General features: G+C 63.8%; 19 protein-coding genes and 1 tRNA gene. 14 read left to right on the forward strand and 6 right to left on the reverse strand.

Going from position 1 to position 18197, the window contains the following annotated elements; translation table 11 throughout:
* The first annotated feature begins 27 nt into the window (after positions 1–27).
* Both fliD and ABWP89_RS01315 read left to right on the forward strand, forming a co-directional pair.
* Complete coding sequence (gene fliD, locus ABWP89_RS01310; protein ID WP_353226622.1) at positions 28–1539, forward strand: flagellar filament capping protein FliD; 1512 nt, start codon at positions 28–30, stop codon at positions 1537–1539.
* A 191-nt stretch (positions 1540–1730) separates the two neighbouring features.
* The gene (locus tag ABWP89_RS01315; RefSeq protein ID WP_353226623.1) at positions 1731–2111 is read left to right on the forward strand and encodes a flagellar export chaperone FliS; all 381 of its coding nucleotides are present in this window, start codon (positions 1731–1733) and stop codon (positions 2109–2111) included.
* A gap of 19 nt (positions 2112–2130) precedes the next feature.
* Here the strand turns inward: ABWP89_RS01315 and ABWP89_RS01320 are convergent, their stop codons facing one another.
* On the reverse strand, positions 2131–2664 hold the full coding sequence (locus tag ABWP89_RS01320; RefSeq protein ID WP_353226624.1) for a nuclear transport factor 2 family protein: 534 nt from the start codon (positions 2662–2664) through the stop codon (positions 2131–2133).
* Between the two features lie 208 nt (positions 2665–2872).
* Positions 2873–3913, reverse strand: coding sequence for a chemotaxis protein CheB (locus tag ABWP89_RS01325; protein ID WP_353226625.1), 1041 nt, complete (start codon positions 3911–3913; stop codon positions 2873–2875).
* A 211-nt stretch (positions 3914–4124) separates the two neighbouring features.
* Between ABWP89_RS01325 and ABWP89_RS01330 the strand changes: the two genes are divergently transcribed.
* The 9 genes from ABWP89_RS01330 (at position 4125) to ABWP89_RS01370 (ending at position 11238) form a co-directional block, all read left to right on the forward strand.
* Positions 4125–4418, forward strand: a complete 294-nt coding sequence (locus ABWP89_RS01330; protein ID WP_353226626.1) for an STAS domain-containing protein — start codon at positions 4125–4127, stop codon at positions 4416–4418.
* Positions 4415–6604: a chemotaxis protein CheA gene (locus ABWP89_RS01335; protein ID WP_353226627.1), complete on the forward strand. Its 2190-nt coding sequence runs from the start codon at positions 4415–4417 to the stop codon at positions 6602–6604. The genes ABWP89_RS01330 and ABWP89_RS01335 overlap by 4 nt, the downstream gene beginning before the upstream one ends.
* Positions 6601–7473: a CheR family methyltransferase gene (locus ABWP89_RS01340; protein ID WP_353226628.1), complete on the forward strand. Its 873-nt coding sequence runs from the start codon at positions 6601–6603 to the stop codon at positions 7471–7473. The genes ABWP89_RS01335 and ABWP89_RS01340 overlap by 4 nt, the downstream gene beginning before the upstream one ends.
* Positions 7470–8549, forward strand: coding sequence for a protein-glutamate methylesterase/protein-glutamine glutaminase (locus tag ABWP89_RS01345; protein ID WP_353226629.1), 1080 nt, complete (start codon positions 7470–7472; stop codon positions 8547–8549). Before ABWP89_RS01340 ends, ABWP89_RS01345 begins: the two co-directional genes overlap by 4 nt.
* 3 nt (positions 8550–8552) lie before the next feature.
* Complete coding sequence (locus tag ABWP89_RS01350) at positions 8553–9143, forward strand: chemotaxis protein CheD (protein WP_502915204.1); 591 nt, start codon at positions 8553–8555, stop codon at positions 9141–9143.
* An 85-nt stretch (positions 9144–9228) separates the two neighbouring features.
* Complete coding sequence (locus tag ABWP89_RS01355; protein ID WP_353226630.1) at positions 9229–9600, forward strand: response regulator; 372 nt, start codon at positions 9229–9231, stop codon at positions 9598–9600.
* An 82-nt stretch (positions 9601–9682) separates the two neighbouring features.
* Positions 9683–10126 carry a chemotaxis protein CheW gene (locus ABWP89_RS01360; protein ID WP_353226631.1) on the forward strand — a complete coding sequence of 148 codons (444 nt, stop codon included), beginning with the start codon at positions 9683–9685 and terminating at the stop codon, positions 10124–10126.
* 59 nt (positions 10127–10185) lie between these two features.
* A complete protein-coding gene (locus tag ABWP89_RS01365) occupies positions 10186–10440 on the forward strand; it encodes a hypothetical protein (RefSeq protein ID WP_353226632.1) in 255 nt (84 codons plus the stop codon).
* 126 nt (positions 10441–10566) lie between these two features.
* Positions 10567–11238, forward strand: a complete 672-nt coding sequence (locus ABWP89_RS01370; protein WP_353226633.1) for a glutathione S-transferase family protein — start codon at positions 10567–10569, stop codon at positions 11236–11238.
* 47 nt (positions 11239–11285) lie between these two features.
* Here ABWP89_RS01370 and ABWP89_RS01375 read toward each other — a convergent pair whose 3' ends face one another.
* The gene (locus ABWP89_RS01375) at positions 11286–12239 is read right to left on the reverse strand and encodes a complex I NDUFA9 subunit family protein (protein WP_353226634.1); all 954 of its coding nucleotides are present in this window, start codon (positions 12237–12239) and stop codon (positions 11286–11288) included.
* Between the two features lie 249 nt (positions 12240–12488).
* Here ABWP89_RS01375 and ABWP89_RS01380 point away from each other — a divergent pair.
* Together ABWP89_RS01380 and ABWP89_RS01385 are read left to right on the forward strand one after the other, a co-directional pair.
* Positions 12489–12575: transfer RNA gene (locus ABWP89_RS01380), tRNA-Leu, on the forward strand.
* 175 nt (positions 12576–12750) lie between these two features.
* Positions 12751–13977 carry a tyrosine-type recombinase/integrase gene (locus ABWP89_RS01385; RefSeq protein WP_353226635.1) on the forward strand — a complete coding sequence of 409 codons (1227 nt, stop codon included), beginning with the start codon at positions 12751–12753 and terminating at the stop codon, positions 13975–13977.
* 13 nt (positions 13978–13990) lie between these two features.
* Here ABWP89_RS01385 and ABWP89_RS01390 read toward each other — a convergent pair whose 3' ends face one another.
* The 3 genes from ABWP89_RS01390 to ABWP89_RS01400 are packed head-to-tail and all read right to left on the reverse strand — an operon-like array spanning position 13991 to position 15786.
* A complete protein-coding gene (locus ABWP89_RS01390; RefSeq protein WP_353226636.1) occupies positions 13991–15160 on the reverse strand; it encodes an ATP-binding protein in 1170 nt (389 codons plus the stop codon).
* Positions 15161–15211: 51 nt separating this feature from the next.
* The gene (locus ABWP89_RS01395; RefSeq protein ID WP_353226637.1) at positions 15212–15481 is read right to left on the reverse strand and encodes a helix-turn-helix domain-containing protein; all 270 of its coding nucleotides are present in this window, start codon (positions 15479–15481) and stop codon (positions 15212–15214) included.
* A complete protein-coding gene (locus ABWP89_RS01400) occupies positions 15478–15786 on the reverse strand; it encodes a hypothetical protein (protein WP_353226638.1) in 309 nt (102 codons plus the stop codon). Before ABWP89_RS01400 ends, ABWP89_RS01395 begins: the two co-directional genes overlap by 4 nt.
* A 745-nt stretch (positions 15787–16531) precedes the next feature.
* Between ABWP89_RS01400 and ABWP89_RS01405 the strand changes: the two genes are divergently transcribed.
* Positions 16532–18197: ATP-binding protein (locus ABWP89_RS01405; protein ID WP_353226639.1), on the forward strand; the 1666-nt coding region annotated here is incomplete at its 3' end.

Here is an 18197-nt window from a genome sequence, read left to right on the forward strand (position 1 = left end):
GCTGCAACCGCAGCCGTTCTGACGCGTATGACCACCATTTCTTCAACCAGCACGTCGGGCACGACATCGACCGCCACCGGGAACACGTCATCGTCCGGCAGCAGTTCGACCACATCGTCGAACAATGCCACCACGGCGCTGCTGACCGCGCTGGGCGCATCGGGGACGATCGATGCGACCGGGCTGGCCACCCAGCTGGCCCAGGCGCAATATGCCGCGCAGGTCGATCAGCTGAACACCCGCAACACCACGCTGGGCACGCAGATTTCCGAAGCATCGACGCTGATGAACATGATGTCGTCGCTGACCACATCGCTCGACAGCCTGATTACCGCCGGGCAATTGTCCGCCAGCCCGCAGATCGCCAACAGCCAGGTCGCCACGGTCAGCGCCGGCACCGTGCCCGGCAGCGGCACCGCCACGCTGGAGGTGACCGCGCTGGCACAAGGGCAGACGCTGGCCAGCCCAAGCGTTTCGGCCGCCACCAGCGATTTCGGATCAGGCAGCCTGACCATCGCTTTCGGCACCGTGTCGGGGTCGAATTTTACCGCCGACGCCACCAGATCGCCAGTGACCATTGCCATCGCGCAGGGGTCTTCGCTGGCGCAGATCGCACAGGCGATCACCAGCGCGGGCGCGGGGGTGTCGGCCTATGTGGCGACCAATGCCAATGGCCAGCAATTGGTGATTTCGGGGCCGCAGGGCGCGGCCAATGGCTTTACCATCAGCGCCACCGAAGATGCGGCAGACCCGGGCCTGGCACAGTTTGCCTATGACCCGGCCAGCACCGCGACCGGCGGGGCGACGCTGGCGGCCGCAGCCGGCGATGCCAGTTACAAACTGAACGGGGTGCAGCGCACTGCCACGTCGAACGCGATTACCGACGCCGCGCCGGGCATTTCGCTCAACCTGACCGGGCTCAACCGCGGCAGCCCGACCACCATCAGCTTTTCCGACCCGACCAGTGCGATCGCCACCAGCATGTCCAACCTGGTGACAGCGCTCAATTCGATCACCACCCAGCTGAACACCGACACCGCCGTCGGCGCCGCGCTCAACAACAATCCTGGCGCGCGCGCGATGGCCCGGGCGCTGTCATCGCTCAGCCTGACTACGATCATGCCCAACGCCGCCAGCGGGGCACCGCGCACGCTGAGCGATCTGGGCCTGAGCACCAACCGCGATGGCAGCTTTGCGCTGGATTCGACGCTGCTGAACAAGACGCTGCACGCCAATCCAGCCGCAGTCGGGGCGATGTTCACCACCGGGCTGCACGGGGTCTATGCCACGGTGTACAACCTGTCGCGCAGCCTGAACGACAGCACCAACGGCAATTCGCTGGCCGGTTCGATCAAGAGCATGCAGACGCAGCAGACATCGATCTCCAGCCGGTTGAGCAAATTGACCGACCAGCAAAGCACGCTGCGGACCCAGCTGATCAAACAGTTTTCCGCGCTGAACGCGGTGGTGACCGCCGACAAATCGACCCAGTCGTTCCTGACGCAGCAAGTTGCGCTGTGGACCAACAAGACGGCGTAATACGAAGCTGCACTGACGTGCAGACATACCTCCCGCCCCGCCTCGCGAGCCCGACCACCATAACCTACTGGTATCGTTGGTGGTCGGGTGGGGAGGCGGGGCGGGAGGTATGTGTCGCGCTTAGCGCGACCTGGTATAAGCCGTGATGCGTTTGACCAGAAACGTACCCCGCCAAAAGGATAAAGCGATCAATGCTGCTCAACCGTGATCCGTCAGAGGCCTATCGCCGCGTCGATTTTGACGCTCGGGTGCATGGCGCGGATTCGCGCCAGCTGGTTGATCTGTGCCTGGAACAGGTGGCCGGATCGCTGGGCCGTGCGGTTCACGCCGCCGGGCGCGGTGACAATGGCGCCAAAAGCGCGGCGCTGACCCGCGCGGTGGCGGCGCTGACCGCGCTGCAACTGGGGGTGAATGCCGATGCCCCGACCGGCCAGGCGCTGATGCAGCTGTACCAGGCCGCGCGCACGACCATTCTGGACAGCGTGCCGCATTTCAACCCGGCCAAACTGGCCGAGATCCGCCAGGATTTCATCGAAATCCGCGCGGCGATGATCGGGTCCAACCCTGGTTGAAAGCAGGGATTCGAACCAGTCAGGGCGCCGGGTCGGTCATGTCCTGCACCGCGATGACCTGCCATTTGCCGGCGCGTTTCAACACGGTATCGGTCCAGATCAGCCGGCGTGGGCTGGGTTTGCCATCGGCACCTTTACCGATGCCGCTTTCCTTGCCAAAAATCACCGCCAGATCGGGCGTGTAATAGCGCACTTTGGCGCTCAGCAGCTTGCAATCCTGTTCCGGCTCAGGCGCGGGCTTTGTCGCTGGCTCGGCGGCCAGATCGGCCCGGGTGTAGAGCGGCCCTTCCGGGCTGGTGCCGACGAAATCGGGGGCCATGAACGCGGCATAGAGCTTTGCCGACGTTGCCGCACGGGTCGCGACCGGGGCACAGGCCAGTTCGGCCCATTGCCGTTCCAGATCTATCAGCCTGGTCGCAACGGGATCGTGGGCCGCAGCCCAGTGCGCCTTGAACGGCGTGCGCGCATCCGCGCTGCCGCACAGGGCGATCGGCAGCGACAGCGCGGCCAGCGCCATCGCGGTTTTTGCTGCATCGATTGGGCTGAATGTCATGGCTGTCCCCCCCTGTTGGCAGGTCTGCCCTGCATGTCGTCTGGCTTGTAACCGGTGCGTGCGTGCGCGACCATACCCTTTTGGCGCAGTGATCCGCGGGGCGCGGGTTGCCCAAAAAAATGCCCGGAACCATACAGATGGTTCCGGGCAGTGTGAGCGGCGCCAGTGAGGGGGCGGTTGGCGCGCGTCAGGGGGTAAATCGGGGCAATCAGGCCATGGTGCAACCGCCCAGCACCACCGTGCCAAGCTCTGCCAGCGGCACTTCGCGGGTGGCGGCATCGAGCGCGATCACCGCCTCTGGCGCTTCGCTAACCAGCGCGGTCTTGCGGTCCTGGACATAGGTTTCGCAACCGGCTTCACGCAGCAGGCGCAGGCCGCGCGCGCCATCGCTGCCCATCCCGGTCAGCACCGAACCGACCGCGGGGATGGACCCGCGCGCGATCGACCCGAACAACAGGTTGGCAGACGGCCGCGCGCCATCGACCGGATCGCGCGCCATCAGCCGCAGCCGCGGCGGGGTGCCCGGTTCGACCACCACGTGATGATCGGGATCGGCGGCGATATAGATTGTGCCCTGGGTCAGTGTGCCACCGTCGGCGGCGGCGCGGACATGGCATTTCAGCATGTCGTCCAGCCGTTTGATAAACGTGTCGACCACCATCGGTTCGGCCTGAAGACAGACCACCGTCGGCGGGCAATTGGCAGGAAACTGCGCCAGAATCGTGGTCAGGGCGTCGATTCCGCCCATCGATGCGCTGATCGCCGCCACCCGCCCGTTCCATTGGAACGCCACGTCGCTGGCCTTGTCGCCGGCCTTGTGCTGGTCACGCGCCTTGCGATCGCGGACATTCGAATTGGCCGCAGCCAGCACGATCTTGCCCAGTTTGCCGACCGATTTGGAAAACTGTTCGGGCGTTGCCTTCAACGGTTTGGGGAAACAGTCGACCGCGCCCAGCGCAATCGCGCGCAGCGAAATGTCGGTCCCGGCCTGGGTCAGCGATGACAGCATGACCACCGGCAGCGGATCTTTTTCCATGATTTCCTCAAGGAATTCGATCCCGCTCATGCCCGGCATTTCCACGTCGAGCGTGATCACGTTGGGTTTCAGCGCGGCAATCTGTTCGCGCGCGTCGTCCGCGCTGCGGGCGGTGCCGACGACGGTCACGTTTTTCGCCTGATCCAGAATATCGGAAAACAGGGCGCGCATTGCCGCAGAGTCATCGACGACCAGAACGCGTGCTTCGTGCATGGGACCGGATATCCTCGAATTGGTCATGCCGCGCATGTCGCGGCGCCTTCGTGACAAACCGTTAACCGCCAAACCAAGAGCAAATGCTGTTTTGCAGGGTAGGTATCTCACCCTAAGCGCGGTGCAATCCTGCCTTTGCTGCTTCGCCCGTAAGCCAGTGGTGCCGGCCGTCCTGCGTGCCGCGCCCTGAGCCACGAGGAAACCCGATACGATGCCCACGATCAGCCTGCCCCCGCGATGCGACCGGGCCGCAGCCGAGGCGCTGTTGCCGGAAATGATTGCGGCGCTCGGGTCGGGGCCGCTGGCGATCGATGCCCGCGCCTGTACCCAGATCGGCCAGGTCATGCTGCAGGTGCTGGTCAGCGCGCGCCGCACCGGTGAAGGCGCGCACATCGACGCATCCCCCACGCTGCGCGACACCGCACGCCGGCTGGGGCTGGAGGCCGAACTGTTCGACGATACGGATACCGCCAACGTTAGTGGCGGCCGAGGGGCACGCGCATGAATCCCGAAGAAATTCAGGCGATCTTTTTCGCCGAATGCGAAGAATCGCACGCCGCTGCGGAACAGGGCCTGGCCGCGTGCAAGGCCGGCACCCATGATGATGATACCGTCAACGCGGTGTTTCGCGGGGTCCATTCGATCAAGGGCGGCGCCGGCGCATTTGGCTATATCGCGCTGCAGGGCTTTACCCATACCTTTGAAACGCTGTTGTCCGATGTGCGCGATGGCACGGTGCCGATCACCGAACCGCTGATCGACGTCATGCTGCGCGCGCTCGACACGTTGAGCGACCATGTCGCCGCCGCACGCGGCCTGGCCGAAACCCCCGATGACGCCGCGCTGCAGGCAGAGCTGACCGCCGCAATGGCCGCCAACGCCGGCGCAGCGCCCACCGCCAGCCCCGCAGCCGCCATGGTCGCAGCCGAAATCATCCCCGACGACGCCGAAGGCATCAGCGATTTCGATCTTGATGCCATGCTGGACGCGATTTCCGACGACATGGCGCCGGCAGCTGGTGGCACCGGCGGTGCAGAATCAGCAGCGCCGGAAAGCACCTGGGTGGCCAAAGTTCGCCCCCATGCCGGCGCAATGCGGAATGGCAGCGAGCCATTGTTGATGCTGCGCGAAATTTTCGACCTGGGTGGTCGCTGTGTCGAATGCGACGTCGGGCAGATCCCGCCGCTCGATTCGATCGACCCCGGCACCGGCTATCTGGCGTGGAGCTTTGCCTTTCCCGGCGATGTCAGCGAAGCATCGGTCCGCGACGTGTTTGATTTCGTGGGAGAGGAATGCAGCGTCGCGATCGGCGATGATGCACCGATGCCCCCCGTGCGCCCCGCCGAACCGCGCGTCGCCGCGGCAGCAGCAGTGCCATCGGCATCGGCTGAGGCGCACGCCCCTACCGGCACCCCGGCCGATGTGGCACGCGCGCCGGTGGGCGCGGTACCACCCGCCCCCCCGGCCCCGCCGGCGATGGGCCAATCGATCCGCATCGAACTGGGCAAGCTGGACAAGCTGATCGACGCGGTCGGCGAACTGGTGATAGCGCAGGCGATGATGGCGCAGCGGCTGACCGGCGACGGGCTGGCGGTGACCGAAGAGCTGGCCATGCTGGAAGGGCTGACCCGCGACATTCAGGAATCGGCGATGGCCATCCGCGCCCAGCCGATCGGATCGGTGTTCAGCCGGGTGCCGCGCATCTTGCGCGAATTGACCACCAGCACTGGCAAACACGTGCGGCTGGAGGTTTCGGGCGAAAGCACCGAGCTGGACAAAACGGTGATCGAACGGCTGGGCGAACCGCTGACCCACCTGATTCGCAACGCCGTCGACCATGGCATCGAACCCGCCGCCGAACGGCTGGCCGCGGGCAAACTGGCCGAAGGCACGCTGACCCTGTCGGCCGAACACCGGTCGGGCCGCATCCTGATTCGCATTGCCGACGATGGCCGCGGCATCGACCGCGAACGCGTGTTGGCCAAGGCCATCGAAAAGGGCCTGGTGGCCCCCGATGCCGTGCTGTCCAAGGAAGAGATCGACCTGTTGATCTTTGCCCCCGGCTTTTCCACCGCGGCACAGATCACCAACGTGTCAGGCCGCGGTGTCGGCATGGATGTCGTGCGCCAGAACGTGAAAGATCTGGGCGGGCGCATCACCATCGAATCCGAACCCGGCCGCGGCACCATGTTTACCCTGACGTTGCCGCTGACGCTGGCGATTTCGGATGGCATGGTGGTCAATGTGGGGGATCAGACGCTGGTCGTGCCGCTGGCCAACGTGGTGGAAAGCCTGCGCCCCGAACCGCACGAAGTGCAGGGGCTGGGTGCCACCCGCGCGATGATCAATGTGCGCGGGCGGTTCATTCCGGTGCTGCCGCTGCATGCCGCGGTGGGCGCGGCCGGCGCGGTGGAACGCCCCGAACAGGGCGTGCTGATCGTGGTCGAAACCGAAGGCGCCGGACGCGCCGCGCTGCTGGTCGATGCGATTGTCGACCAGCGCCAGGTGGTGATCAAAAGCCTGGACACGCATTACCGCTCGGTCGAAGGCGTCGCCGGCGCGACCATCCTGGGCGACGGGCGCGTTGCGCTGATCGTCGATGTCGACGGCCTGGTCGCGCACAGCCTGTCGGAAAACGGCCTGCTGGAATCCGCTGCGGTCGAGCACACCCCGGTGGCGCAGGCGGCATGAGCATCAGCACCGCCTTTGCCCAGACGCTGCCCGGGATCAGCCCGGGCGTTTACAGCGCCGATGATTTTCGCGCGATCAGCGATATCGCCTATCGCGAGGCGGGAATCGTGCTGCCCGAAGGCAAGGCGATGCTGGTCTATTCACGGCTGGCCCCGCTGGTGCGCACATCGGGCTGCGCGACGTTCGGCGCCTATGTCGTGCGTATCCGCGAAGATGCCGAAGAGCGGCAGAAAACGGTCTGCGCGCTGACCACCAATCACACCTTTTTCTATCGCGAATCGCACCATTTCGATCATTTCCGCGACAACATCCGCCCGCACCTGCTGCGCCGGCTGGCGCAGGGCGGCAAAGTGCGGCTGTGGTCGGCAGGCTGTTCCAGCGGCGAAGAAACCTGGTCACTGCTGATGACCCTGCTCGGCCCCGATCGCAAGGCGGGGCTGGAGATTGCGCGCAGCGATGTGCGCATGCTGGCCAGCGACATCGCCACCCACGCGCTGAACAAGGCGATCGCCGCGCGCTATGCCCAGGATGATCTGAAACCGGTGCCCGAACCGTTGCGTGCGGCCTGGACCACACGCGATGGCGATGAGGCGGTGATGGCGCCCGAACTGCGCGATCTGGTGCGGTTCCGCACGCTCAACTTGCTGGGCGAATGGCCGATGCAGGCGCGCTTTGACGTGATTTTCTGCCGCAACGTCATGATTTATTTCGACAATCCTACCAAGGAACGGCTGGTGTCGCGGTTTGCCGGGATGCTGGGCGGCGAAGGCACCCTGTACATCGGGCACAGCGAACGGGTGACCGGGCCGGCGCTTGATCATCTCGTGCCGATGGGGCCGACCGTTTATCGCAGGAGCGCCAACGCATGACCAATGCCCATCTGTCCGCCCGCTCCGCCCCGATCCGGGTGGTCGTGGTCGAGGATTCGCCGACGATGCGGGCGATTCTGAAAACCCGGCTGGAACGCACCAATGACATCGTGGTCGTCGGTGCCGCCGCCAATGCCAGCGAAGGCCGCGCGATGATTCGCGAACTGGACCCCGACGTGATCACGCTGGATGTCGAAATGCCCGGGATGAACGGGCTCGATTTTCTGGAAAAGATCATGGCGCTGCGGCCGACCCCGGTGATCGTGGTATCGGGATCGACGCAAAAGGGCACCGAAACCACCGCCCGCGCGCTCGCGCTGGGGGCGGTCAATTGCTACGCCAAATCCGAAAGTTCGGGCGGGCTGCCGTTCGATGATGCCGGTCTGCTGGCCAGCCTGATTCGCGAAGCGGCCAAAGTGCGGTTTGGCGAACGTGGCCCACCCCTGCACCACCCCCTGCACCACTCCGCGCAGCGCATGGCGACCGAGGCACGTACCGTGCTGATCGACCGGCCGCGCGTCATCGCGGTCGGATCGTCGACCGGCGGGGTCGAAGCGTTGCAGATCCTGCTGGGCGAATTTCCCGAAAACTGCCCGCCAACGCTGATCGTGCAGCATATCGCGGCGCGTTTTGCCCCGGCAGTGGCGCGCACGCTTGATCAGAATTGCGCGCCGCGTGTCCTGCTGGCCGAACCCGATCAGCCGCTGCGCGACGGGCATGTCTATCTCGCCCCGGGCGATGATCGCCACCTGACGCTGGCGGGCAGCACCGCGCTGTGCTGCCGGTTGCGCGAAGGTGAACGCGTGTCGGGCCATATGCCGTCGGTCGACATGCTGTTCGGATCGGTGGCGCGCATTGCCGGGGCGCAGGCGGTCGGCATCCTGCTGACCGGGATGGGCAGCGATGGCGCGCAAGGCCTGCTGGCGATGGCGCAGGCCGGCGCGCGCACGATCGCCCAGGATGAAGCGACTTCAACCGTGTTCGGCATGCCGCGCGCGGCGATTTCGCTGGGCGCGGCGGGGGTGGTGGCGCCGATCGGCCAGATCGCCCGGCATACCTTCAACAAGGCGGCCTGAACCATGTTCGAAAACCCCATCCTGCCGCGCGGAATGCGGCCCGATCGCGGCCTGGCCCCCGGCGGCGCGCGCCCCGAACGCGTGACCGTGATGCAGGGGCAGGCGCTGGTCAGCAATGACCCGAACGTTGAATTTTCAACCGTGCTGGGCAGTTGCGTCGCGCTGTGCCTGTTTGACCCCGAAGCGCGGCTGGGCGGGATGAACCATTTCCTGCTGGCCGAGCCGCCAGCAAACAGCAGCGTCAGCACGGTCGACGAATATTACGGCACGTATCTGATGGAATTGCTGGTCAACCAGATGCTGGCCAAGGGCGCACGCAAGGCGCATTTGCGCGCGCACTTGTACGGCGGCGCCAACGTCAACCGCAACATGATGCGCATCGGCAGCGCCAACGCCGAATTTGCGCGCGATTTCGTCGCCCGCGAAGGCATCGAACTGCTGCGATCCGATCTGGGTGGCGGCAATGCCCGCCGGGTCGATTTCCGCCCGGCATCGGGCCAGGTGCGCTGCCGCACCGTAGAGGACCGCTTTGCCCCGCCGGTCCAGCCCACCACCCGTCCAGCAAAGGCCACCGGCGATGTCGAACTCTTTTGATTCCCTGTCTTTTCCGCACAGTTCGTCACCCTGTCCGGGTAACGATCACGATCCCCGTCCGACCCCCAGCAGCGAGCCGAACAGCATGACCACCACGACCCGCATTCTTACTGTTGACGACAGCCCGTCGATGCGGGCGCTGCTCAACCACGCGCTGACCACCCAGGGCTTTGACGTGGCCCAGGCCGAAGACGGCATGGCCGCGCTCGACTGGCTGGCGCTCAACGAAGTTGATGTGGTGATCACCGACATCAACATGCCCCGGCTGGACGGGTTTGGCCTGATCGAGCGCCTGCGTGAGGGCAGCCGCCACCGCGATCGGCCGATCCTGGTGCTGACCACCGAAAGCAGCGAGGAAAAAAAGGCGCGCGCACGTGCCGCCGGGGCGACCGGCTGGATCGTCAAACCGTTTGACCCGGCCAAGCTGGTCGCGGCCGTCCGCCGCGTCGCGCATTGACCGCCGACCCCGACCTGCAGACCGATTGTGCTGCGCCTGCCAGTCATCGACCTCTGACAAAACCCGCTAAGGGAGAACTGCAATGCTTCGCGAACTGATCACTTTTGAGGTGGAAGGCCAGGTGTTCGGGCTCGACATCATGGCGATCCGCGAAATCCGGGCATGGAGCCCGACCACGCGGCTGCCGCGCGTGCCGGCCTATGTCGCCGGCGTGGTGAACCTGCGCGGCACGGTGCTGCCGGTGATCGACCTGGCCGCACGGCTGGGCTGGCGCGCCACCGAGCCGACACCGCGCCATGCCATCATCGTCACCCAGCTGGGGGCACAAGTGGGCGGGTGGATTGTCGATTCGGTCAGCGATATCGTGACTGTGCCCGACAATGCGCTGCAACCGCCGCCGCCGACCGCAGGGCAGGATACGGTGGTGCCGTTCCTAGACGGGCTGGCCGCGATCGAAGACCGTATGGTGATGGTGCTCAATCTGACCGCGCTGAGCGACGGATCACACATTGCCGAAGCCGCCTGACCGTTGCCCCTTGCTTTAACGGCGGCCAGCGCGCCGCCCACACCATCAGGAGGCCGATAATGGCCAATGTCGCCACCCACCGCCAGATCGCGGCGGTGCTGGAGGAAATGTCGCGCGATGTCGAGGCGCTGGGCGCCGCGCTGTGCGTGGACATGACCATTGCCATGCGCCACGTCGACACGCTGCAGGCGATCGACCTGATCGCGCAAAAACAACGCTCGCTGGCGGCGCTGCTGCTGGCCGATTCGCCAGATACCGAGATCGAAAACATCGCGATCGATGTGCTGCGGGAACGCCTGCGGCCGCTGCACTGACTTTCGCTGGGAAGTGCCACCCACCGCCCCGCACCCCCGGCGCCGGGCGGTGGGTGGCACGTCCACTCAAAACAAAAACCCCATACCGGACTTGGCTTTATCGCACCGGCCATTATGGCAGGTGCCATGTGGTATCTGTACCAATTCCCGATCTGCCCGTTCAGCCGCAAGGTTCGTCTGCTGCTCAGCGAAAAGGGCGTCGGCTATGAACTCGTGCGCGAAAACCCGTGGGAACATCGCGAAGAATTCCAGATGCTTAATCCCGCCTTGCGCACCCCGGTGCTGACCAACCCGGAACGCGGGCTGGTGCTGGTCGACAGCCGCGCAATTTCCGAATATTTTGAAGAAACCGTCGACAAGGCGCCGATGATCAACGGCACCGCCGCAACCCGCGCCGAAATCCGTCGGCTGGTGGCGCTGTTCGACGAAAATTTCTTTGCCGGGGTAACCGGGCCGCTGCTGGATGAACGGATGAAAAAGCGGCTGGTGACGCGTCAGCCGCCCGATGCGCGGTCGTTGCGCGAAACCATCCGGCTGGCCAATGACTATCTCGATTATGTCGATTTCCTGATCGACAATCGCCCGTGGCTGGCGGGCGCGACGATGAGCCTGGCCGATCTGGCCGCCGCTGCGCAGATTTCGGTGGCCGATTACCTGGGTGGCATCGACTGGTCACAACACGAACAGTCACGCGGCTGGTATTCCGCGCTGAAAAGCCGGCCCAGCTTTCGCCCGCTGCTGACCGAGCGGATGGACGTGATCAAACCGCCCAGCCACTATGGCGATGTGAACGCGTGATTTGAGAGCGCGCTCTGCGCGACGCAGACCGCCCGATAGTGCAGCAGTCAAACCGCCTTGCGCGTGCGCGCGCCAAACCGGCCGTGTTTGCGATAGGTAACCAGCCAGCGTTCCAGAAACAGATCAAGCGGCCGCGCGCGCACGCCCAGCTCCGTGATCCCGGCAAAGGCGCCCGACGCGACATTGCCCTGCCGTAGCAGCGCATACTGGTCGCGGCTGATCGGGGTCAGCGGCATCGCCGCAATCAGCGCCCCCACGCCATCGGGCAGCCCGATCAACAGCGGCGACCGTTCGGTTGCCCGTGCGATGCGGCGGTTGAGCTCCAGCATGGTCAGCACCTCTGGCCCGGCAATTTCATAAGTCTTGCCGGCATGCACCGCGGGCGCGGCCAACACATTGCCAATGGCCTGCGCGGCATCATCAATATCCAGCGGTTGCAGCCGCGCATCGGGCGCAAACACCGGCAAGACCGGCATCGCCATCAGCCCGGCAAACATGTTGAGGAATGTGTCGTCCATCCCGAACAGGATCGACGGGCGTATCACCACCGCATCGGGGAACGCCGCCAGCACCGCGGTTTCGCCATCCGCCTTGGACCGCGCATAGCCGACCGGCGACTGGGGGTCAGCGCCTATCGCGGAAATGTGCACGAAAATGCGCGCACCGCTGGTCCGCGCAATCGCCGCAATCCGCCCTGCACCGGAACCCTGCACCGCATCAAGATCGCCAGCGAACGCCCCGACCAGATTGACCACCGCGTCAACCCCGGTCAGCGCCACCTCAACCGTGTGCGGCCTGGTCACGTCAACGGCGACCACCTGAACCTGGCCAAGCTCAGCCAGCGGCTTGACCCGAAAGGCCTTTTCGGGATGGCGGCTGGCAATGCGCAGCCGCGCACCGCGATCGAGCAGTTCCTGTGCCAGATGGGTGCCGAAAAATCCGGTTCCGCCCAACAGTGCGATCACCATGCCGTCCAGATCGCGCGTCCTGCCGATGGCCATACCCGTTCCTTGATCACATTGGCCGCACAACCCGCAGGCGCGGCGGTGGTTTACTGGCGTGGCCAATAGCCGACCGGGCCGGCCGGCGCCACCATCACGAAAGGGGCCAATGGCACAGGCGTTCCGACGGTTTCAAGGCCGAACCCGCCCGCCAATCGCAATCTTTCGCCAAACCGTTGTTGACAGCCCCGCCGCCACCGCTTATCGGCGCCTTCCTACCCGGCGGAAGGCCTGTTGCCCCCGCCCCGTGCCCAGATGGCGGAATTGGTAGACGCACCAGCTTCAGGTGCTGGCGCTCGCAAGGGCGTGGAGGTTCGAGTCCTCTTCTGGGCACCATTTGTTCTCCCGGCGACGTCCGGGAGCGTCCGCCAAGCGGCTGGATTGAGACGATTTTTCTGCAAGGATCGCTGAATTCAATCCGGGCTTGTCCAGCCATCACCCTCAGCGATTTTTGCCCTTTTTGGGTGATTTTGCGGGTCCCTGGAAAAGCCCATGCGGAGTTAAAACCGTCATGGCACTGACCCACCTGCAGATCGCAAACGCCAAACCTCGTGACCGGGCCTACAAGATGGCCGACGGCGAATCGCTTTATATCGTCGTGTTGCCGATCGGCACGAAATCGTGGCGGATGAACTATCGCTACCTAGGCAAGCACAAGACCTTGCACATCGGTTCCTGGCCGGCCGTTGGCATTGCAGAGGCGCGCGAATACCGCGCCGAAGCGCGCAAGCAAGTGGCGGCGGGGAAGGACCCAGTCAGGGAGCGCAAGGCGGCAAGGCTGGCGCGCAAGATCGATGCCAGCAACACGTTCAAGTGCGTCGCCGAAGAATGGCTCGTGAAAAACGAGAAGGAAGGCCGTTCTTCCGTCACCTTGGGCAAGATCCGCTGGCTGCTGAGCATGGCCTATCCCATGATCGGCACTCTCCCGGTGTCGCAGATCACGCCGCAAGAGGTTCTGGCCGTCCTGCGCAAGATCGAAGCATCGGGCCGCTATGAAAGCGCACGCCGGATGCGCAGCGTGCTGAGCCGCGTGTTCCGCTATGCCATCGCCACGGCGCGCGCTGACCGCGATGCCGCTGCCGATCTGCGCGGCGCTCTCATCACGCCCAAGGTCCAGCACTTTGCCGCGATCACGACACCCAAGGAGGCGGGCAGGCTGATGCGGGCGATCGATGCCTACACCGGCCACTACATCACGGCCTTTGCCTTTCGCATCACACCGCACCTGTTCGTCCGCCCCGGCGAATTGCGCACCGCCGAATGGACCGAGTTCGATCTGGACGACGCGATCTGGTCAATCCCGGCGGCAAAGACAAAAATGCGCCGCCACCACCGCGTGCCGCTCTCCACGCAAGTCATCGACCTGATCACGATGCTCCATCCGCTGACCGGGCACAGCAAGTACCTCTTCCCGTCGGTCCGCACTCCTCGGGAATGCATGTCGGAAAACACGGTCAACGTTGCGCTGCGCCGGATGGGCTTTGGCAAGGACGAGATGACCGCGCACGGCTTTCGCGCAATGGCTGCAACGCTGCTCAACGAGATGGGTATCTGGAACCCCGATGCCATCGAGAAGCAGCTGGCCCATCTCGACACTTCGATGGTCCGCCGTGCCTACACGCGCGGCGCCTATTGGGACGAGCGCGTGCGCATGATGCAGCACTGGTCGGATTACCTCGACAAACTTCGCGATGGCGGGACGGTTCTGCGACCGAAGTTTGGCAGCGGCGCTGCATAGCGCCGCTGCTCGTTTACCGTCCGGTTTCTATCAAGGCCACGCTTGCGGTTTGGAGTGGCAGGACCTCGATACCCTCACGCAATGGATAGCTCTCCTGGCCCGGATAGATGACAAGTCGCCGGGCCGGGTTGAGATCCGCACAAGCATGATGGAAACCGCGCCCCACAGCCGGTGCCAGACTGCGCTTGATCTCGATCGCCCATAGCGCGCCACCGGGCAGGGTCAGGAGCAGATCGATCTCGGCACCGGCCGCCGTGCGATAAAAGTTTGCCTGCGTGCCTTCCGGTGACGCCGCGATCATCGTTTCGATCACGAAGCCCTCCCAGCTTGCACCGGCCACAGGATGCCCCAAAACGTCCTCCAGCGTGGCCAGGCCAAGCAGGGTGTGCACGATGCCACTGTCGCGCACATAGACGCGTGGTGACTTTACCAGCCGCTTGCCGACATTGGCGTGCCAGGGCTCCAGCCGGCGCACCAGCAGCAGATCGACCAGCAGATCCAGATAGGCAGCAACAGTCTTGCCATCGACACCCAGCGCGCGCGCGAATTCTGCGGAGTTGAGCAGTCCGGACTGGTGATGCGCCAGCATGGTCCAGAAGCGCCGGAGCGTTTCGGCCGCAATGCGCGGCCCCAACATCGGCACGTCGCGCTCAAGATAGGTGCGGACAAAATCCTGTCGCCAGCGCTGGCTAAGCCGGTCGTTGCCGGCAAGGAAGCTGTCGGGAAAGCCGCCACGGTTCCATAGGTCGGGCAGATCTTCGAACGGAACCTCCAGCCCGTCGATCGGCCCCATTTCAAGGTAGCTGATCCGTCCGGCCAGACTTTCGCCTGATTGGCGCAGCAGATCGGGTGACGCCGACCCGAGCAGCAGGAAGCGGCCGGTCCGCAGCCCCTTGCGCCTGCCCTCGTCAATCAACCCGCGCAGGATCTGGAACAAGCCAGGCAGGCGATGCACTTCGTCAAGAATGACAAGCTTGTCCTCATGGCTCGCAAGGTACAGTTCGGGGTCCGTCAGCCTGGCGCGATCCGCATCGGATTCCAGGTCGAGATAAACCGAAGGCCGCTGATCCCCGATCATGCGCGCTAGTGTGGTCTTGCCAACCTGCCGTGGCCCCAGCAGAGCCACGGCAGGCGAGGTTTCCAGTCGCTCGGCCAATTCGGCAGCAATGCGGCGCTCAATCATCCTTGCATTTATGGATTATAATTCCAGATTTGCAAGGTTATCTTGCGCACGTCACAAGGTCCGACTGCGGGCCTGCTCGATCAGCGCACGCAAACTGGCGACGACGACGAGACTGCACCGCCCAATCTTCACCACCTCGATATCGCCGGAAGCGATGAGCTCATAGAGTTTGGATCGACGCAGGCCTGTAATCCGCATGGCCTCCCCAATCCGAACCGTGAATGGCTCAATCGGTGGCACTGCCAAGCTCGGCTTGGGTGCGAACGGCAACGCCAATTGCCCACCTTCCGATGGCCCGCTGTTTGTCGTCCGGCGGATCATTGGCCCGCCTCCCCATCCAGGGCAGCCACCTTGCGGCGGAAAGCCTCGTGCACCCGCTCGCGCAAGGCGGGGTCCGGGTGGGAAGCGAGCATGGCGTCGAGCGCGCAAGTGACGAACGCCAACTGGCGATGGAGTTGCGCCTGCCCTTTGCGCAGAGCCTCATCACGCACACGGCCTTCGTACAGATCGGCCAGCACGGTGCCAAGCCATTGGCTGCGACTGACAGCCGCCTTGCGCGCCTGCCCTTCGACCCAGGCGGCGATATTGCCGGGGACATAGGCTTGAATTGGTACATTGGATTTCATAACCGACTCCATTGTAAGAGGAGCCCGGTCGCACTGCGAAAGTGCATTCGGGTTAAATCGGCAATGAGAACATGTCAAGAACATTGCGCGTGAGGATTTCCGCGCCTTTCAGGCGAAGCAAGTCACTTCGATTTGCGCCAAACACAAGCAAATCACTGTGCATGGGTACTGCAAGACAGCCATATATCGCCAGTTTTCACCGTGATTTCCGACTCTTAAACCGCTGCAATGTATTGCGTACGGTGTGCCCTACATTGTACCTTCCTGCGGGCGTTGGCTCTCTCCTTCAAACCTGATTTGCCAATGCAGCCTTGGCCCTGAATCCGGGAGGGATCCGCTTGCGCCCCGCGTTCGGTCTTTGATTCCGCGCTCGAGCAGCAGGTCCGCGATGCTGTGCGGCGACAGAGGAAATCGCAAAGACAACATCACCACCAGACAGAGCCCCTCGTGCGACAAGTTTGAGTGGCGGATCTGACTGGAGGGGTTTTCGTAGGCGCGGCATGCGTTGCGCCCTAGCCAGTCACCACGTCAATCACCAACGATGCATTTACTCTGACTGCGCTTGGTATGGTCATACAGTGGGGAAGCCTAGCAATCTCCTTTCCTTGTGCTAGTTTTGCGCTTGTGATTACCCACTGATCGGTGGCTTAGAGCGACGCTGAGCTGACCAGCCAGTGCCACGGCATGCTCGGCGTCATAATTGGCGCCTCCGAAGGTCTCGGCAAACTTGGAGAGGCATAACAAAGTGAGTGCACGAGCTCCGCAGAAAATTCAGTTTCGGCCGCGGGCACGTATCATTCGCACGATCGGCGACCAGCTGATCAGCGGTCCGGAAGCCGCGGTAATCGAACTCGTCAAAAACTCCTACGATGCCGACGCCAGCTACGTTGTGATCAAGTTTCAGCCGCCACTGGTTGAGGGCGGCGGCAGAATAGTTGTGAAGGACGATGGCCACGGCATGACCGTCGACGATATCCAGGAAAAATGGATGGAGCCGGCCACTTCTTCGAAGGTCGTTGACCGGGCGTCGCCCAAAAAAGGCCGCCGAATGCTCGGTTCGAAAGGTATCGGCCGGTTCGCCGCAGCGAAGCTTGGCCGCAAGATGGAATTGTCTTCAATCAGCGACCGGACGGGCGAGCGGATCGAGGTGCTCATCTCGGAAATCGACTGGTCGATCTTTACTAGCGATGCCTATCTGTCCGACATCTCGATCGAGTTTCTCGACCAGCGAACGAAAGAGCCGACAGGTACGACGATCGAGGTTTTCGAGCTGAACGAGAGCTGGTCGAACGAAAAAGTCAACAAACTCTTCCTCGAGCTTAGAAAACTGGTTTCCCCTCTTCACTGGAGCTCCTCGGCACCAGACTTCCGAATCTTTCTCGATCTTTCCGAATGCACACGGGAGACCGCCGGCTTCGACGGTGCCGCGCTGGTAGGCTGGTCGGGCGAGATTGCCGAAGCGGATATCGAGGCCAATCTTCCGGCTGATTTCGAGGTGCGACCGTTCGAGCTCATGAGCACCGCCGACTACGAGGTCGACGGCTGGTTCGAGGAGGATGGCACCTTCAATGGTACGATGGAAATAAAGCGGGCGGGCCAGTCCCCGCAGCCCCTGTCGATCAAGGTTCCGTTCCTGCCAAGCGAGGAGAGTTGCGGCCGGGTGCAGGTGAAGTTGTCGATCTTTGACCGCGAGGCCGACGTCATACGCTCGACGATGCGCCGCGCAGGCATGGGAGAACTGACCGCGACAAAAGCGCGCCAGCTACTCGACGAAATGACCGGCGTTGCCATCTACCGGGACGGCTTTCGCGTCCGCCCCTATGGAGATCTCCGCAATGACTGGCTCACCCTCGATACGCGGCGAGTCCAGGATCCCTCGCTCCGTATCGGCCACAATCAGGTAGCCGGCTACATCGGGGTCGAACCCCAGGACTTTTCCGCGCTCGTCGAGAAGAGCAGCCGCGAGGGTTTTGAGGAGAACGGAGCGTTTCTGCGGCTGCGCCGTCTCGTGCAACGTCTGTTCGCCGAGGTTGTCGAGCCCCGACGGCAAACCTTTCGCGAGGCTGCCGGATTATCGCGCAAGCGCAACACCACCTTTGACGAGGTGCGGAAGCTGTCCGAGATGGAGAAGATTCGCGAACTCATCATTCGTTTCCCGCCCGAGGAACGCGAGAAGGTGGAGCAGGTCATCGATCAGCAATCCGCGCTGCTCGCCGACAGGATTGAACAGCTGCAGGACCGGCAGCGATTGCTGGAGGCGAAATCGTCGCTCGGCCTGATCGTCGGGGAGATCCTTCACGAGGGCGCACCCAGCGCGAATTTCGTAGCGACATCCTCGAGCCGGCTGAAAGCGAACTTGTCAATCGGCGTCCAAACGGGACCCACTATCGGCGTGCAAAAGGGGACCACCT

This window comes from Novosphingobium sp. (assembly GCF_040398825.1).
Taxonomy (GTDB): Bacteria; Pseudomonadota; Alphaproteobacteria; order Sphingomonadales; family Sphingomonadaceae; genus Novosphingobium.